General features: G+C 75.0%; 2 protein-coding genes and 2 pseudogenes. 3 read left to right on the forward strand and 1 reads right to left on the reverse strand.

Translation table 11 applies throughout. From position 1 onward, the window contains the following. Positions 1-423, forward strand: a pseudogene (locus AC1MIR_RS20265) (hypothetical protein); the annotation flags it as partial. Positions 424-449: 26 nt separating this feature from the next. Here AC1MIR_RS20265 and AC1MIR_RS20270 read toward each other — a convergent pair. After that, positions 450-1,607: a hypothetical protein gene (locus tag AC1MIR_RS20270; RefSeq protein WP_480029992.1), complete on the reverse strand. Its 1,158-nt coding sequence runs from the start codon at positions 1,605-1,607 to the stop codon at positions 450-452. A gap of 515 nt (positions 1,608-2,122) precedes the next feature. On the opposite strand from AC1MIR_RS20270, the gene fabI reads away from it, so the two are divergent. Then, on the forward strand, positions 2,123-2,944 hold the full coding sequence (fabI, locus tag AC1MIR_RS20275) for an enoyl-ACP reductase FabI (RefSeq protein ID WP_480029993.1): 822 nt from the start codon (positions 2,123-2,125) through the stop codon (positions 2,942-2,944). A 24-nt stretch (positions 2,945-2,968) separates the two neighbouring features. Continuing rightward, positions 2,969-3,577, forward strand: a pseudogene (locus AC1MIR_RS20280) (acetate/propionate family kinase); the annotation flags it as partial.

The raw sequence follows: 3,577 nt of genomic DNA on the forward strand, positions 1-3,577 counted from the left end.
GCGCCCCGCCCCCGGGCGGGGGTGGGCGCTTGGCGGCGGGGGGCGGGGGGGGGGCCGCGGGCGCCGGCGGAGCTGCTGCTGCCGGTCGTGCCGCTTTTCGCGCGGCCGGGGACCGAGCTGGCGCTCGGCGGCTATCAGGCGGATCGGCCATCGCTGCTGGTGGCGGACCTGTCCTGCCGCGTGCTCGGCTATGGCCGCGACGACGCGGGGCGGGTGATGCTGCGCCATTCCTGCGCGGCGACCAGCGGATCGAGCGGCGGTCCGGTGCTGGTGCGGCTGTCCACGGGACAATGGGTGGTGGCCGGCGTCGGCTCGATGGCGCTGAACAACGAGGCCGGCGGCTGGGCGGTGCCGGCGGCGACGATCTATCGCGCGGCCGAGGCGGCGCGGGGCGGGGCGGCGGCAGCGACCGCGGCGCCGTAGTCCGGTGTCGCCGCCCACGCCACGGCCTATCGGTCTCCGCCTCGCATCGCCTCCTCGCAGCTCATCTGCACGAGCCGCAGCCACATCGCCTGGCTGCTGGCGGGATCGGGATCCCCGAACCATTGGCTGCCCGGCCGCTTCGCCAGCCGCCGTATGACGCCAAGCAGGCGCTCGACCGCGGCGGGATGCGTGTCGGAATAGACCAGTCCGACCAGGTCGGTGCCCGGCCGCGGCCGCGCGGCCTCCCGCAGCCGCGCGAAGACCTCCGCCCCCACCTGATCCCGGAGCAGCCGCTGCGGCACCGCCGTGTCCACGGTGCTGCCGACCCGCACCAGGTCGTCGCCGAGACGCAGCGTGAGCAGCGTGGCGATGCCGAGCTCGCCCGGCAGCCCCACCGGGCCCTGGCCGACGGCGCGGCCCGAGGCCAGCACCGCCTCCAGCGCGCGTTCGTCCGCGCGCTCCTCATAGGTGCGGCGCGCGACCACGGCGGGCAAGGTGAGGCTCGGGCACATCGGCGCCAGCTGCCGCGCGCGGCGCGGCAGGTTGCGTAGCGCCGGCTCCAGGGCCGGCGGGTCGCCGAGCAGCACATGCGCAATCTCGTGCGCCAGCACGAAGCTGGCCGCGCCGCGCGCGACCAGGCCGAGCGTCGGGTGGTGGAAGGCGGGGCTGGTCTGCGGGTGCCAGTACCGCTTCTGGGCCGGTGGCGGGTCCAGCCGGCTGCTCGCCACGGCCTGCACGCCGCTGAGCCCGCCGCCGCCCCAGGCGGTGTTTCCCCAGAGCGAGATCTGCAGCGCCAGGCTGCGCAGGAAATCGGCATTCACCCAGATCACGCGGTGCGCCGGATCGGCAAACGGGCTGGCGGCGGGCGGGTCGAGCGGGACATCGGCCGGCAGCGGCGCGCGCCGGTCCCGCGCGGCGCGAAGAAGGCAGATGAGGATGCCGTCGGGTCCGCGCGGCGGCCCGTTCACCGCGACGCCGCCGCGCACGCCCATGGCCTGGCCGAGCGCCGCGGCGATCTCCCGCGCCGGGTCGAGCGCATAGTCATCGAGAAGGTCGGCGCGGCGCAGGGTGGACAGCAGCGCGGCGTGGTCGGCGCCCTGGGCGCGGGCCCGGGAGGCGCCGAGCGCCGCCATCGCGGCGACGCCGAGCAGGAGGGGTCGTCGGCAGGCGCAGGGGCGGGGCATGGCGATCTCCTTCGCGGATCGGGCGTCAGGGTCGGGCGAGGGCTCCCGTCAGGATCTGGAGGTCGGGGAAGAGACGCAGCGCGGTCGCCAGGATCAGCGCGCCCAGCAGCGTCCCGGCCAGCCACAGCGCGCCCAGTGCGACGCTGCGCCAGGGCGCGCCCGGCAGTGGCCGCCACCGATGCGACCCCAGGCGGAATGCGAGGGCGAGGCCGAAGGTGGCGGGGGGGGGGGGCGCGCCGCCCCCCCCCCCTTCGCGGAGATGCCCGGCAGTGTCGGCAGGGACGCCGCGCTTGCGCCCGGGGTCATGATGGTCCTGCCATTCGCGGTGCGATGCGCACGGATCGCGTCGCCGGCCGCCTTCGCCGGCATTCCGGAGATCGGCTCTCCGACCAGGGCGGCGTCACGCTCGGCGCGGACGTGACGGGCGGCGCTTCGTCATGCAGGCTTCGCGCTTCGGTCATCCGAAGGCCACCGGCGGGCAGCACCCTGCCACGGCCGCAAGCCGGGAATGCACCATGCCGGATCGCCCGATCGATCCCCTGCCGCGGGTCTGGGACCCGGACGAGCGCATCGGCGACATGCTCAAGGGCAAGCGCGGCCTGGTCGTCGGCATCGCGAACGAGCACTCCATCGCCTATGGCTGCGCCGCCAAGCTGCGCGCCTTCGGCGCCGAGCTCGCCGTCACCTGGCTCAACGCCAAGGCGGAGCGCTTCGTCCGCCCGCTGGCGGAGCAGCTCCAGGCCTCCATCGCGATGCCGCTCGATGTCGAGCAGCCGGGCGAGCTGGAGGCGGTGTTCGCGCGCATCGCGGCCGAATGGGGCCGGCTCGACTTCGTCATCCATTCCATCGCCTTCGCCCCGCGCGAGGATTTGCATGGCCGCGTGGTGGATTGCTCGGCCGAGGGCTTCGGCCAGGCGATGCGCGTCTCCTGCTGGTCCTTCCTGCGCATGGCGAAGCTGGCCGAGCCGCTGATGACACAGGGCGGCGTGCTGGCGACAATGAGCTACTACGGCGCCGACAAGGTGGTGGGGCACTACAACATCATGGGCCCGGTGAAGGCCGCGCTGGAGGCGTCCGTGCGCTACGCCGCGGCCGAGCTCGGGCCGAAGGGCATCCGCGTCTTCGCCGTCTCGCCGGGGCCGCTCAAGACCCGCGCGGCCAGCGGCATCGCGCATTTCGACGAGCTCGTGGACATGGCGCGGAGCCGCGCGCCGGCGCAGCGGCTGGTGGACATCGCCGAGGTCGGGCGCGTCGTCGCCTTCCTGGTCGGCGGCGCCTCCTCCGGCATGACGGGCGACACGATCTACGTGGATGGCGGCCTGCACAACATGGCGTGATCCACGCGGCCGGAGACCGATCCGATGCAAGGCGTCCTTCTCGTCCTCAATGCCGGCTCCTCCTCGCTGAAATTCGCCGTCTTCGAGACGGCGGAGGGCAGGCTCGCGCCGCTTCGCGCCGGCCAGGTGGAGGGCATCGGCGCCACGCCGCGCTTCGTCGCGGAGGATGCGGCGGGCAGGGCGGTGGCCGCGCCCTCCTGGGATGCGGGCGGCGCGCCGGCGGACCATGCGGCGGCCCTCGATGCGATCATCGCCTGGCTGGACCCCGCGCTGCGGGGGCGCCCGGTCGTCGGCATCGGCCACCGCGTCGTGCATGGCGGGCCGGACCACGCCGCGCCGGTGGCGATCGACCCGCAGGTGATGGCGGTGCTGCAGGCGCTCGTTCCCCTCGCGCCGCTGCACCAGCCGCACAACCTGGCGGGCATCGCGGCGGCGGCGCGGCGCTTTCCCGGCGTGCCGCAGGTCGCCTGCTTCGACACTGCCTTCCACCGCACCCAGCCCTTCGTCGCCGACACCTTCGGCCTGCCGCCCGAGTTCCACGCGCGCGGCATCCGTCGCTACGGCTTCCACGGCCTGTCCTACGAATACATCGCGCGCCGCATCGCCGAGGAGGACCCGGCGCTCGGCGCCGGA

Source organism: Falsiroseomonas sp. RANM36, assembly GCF_056682175.1.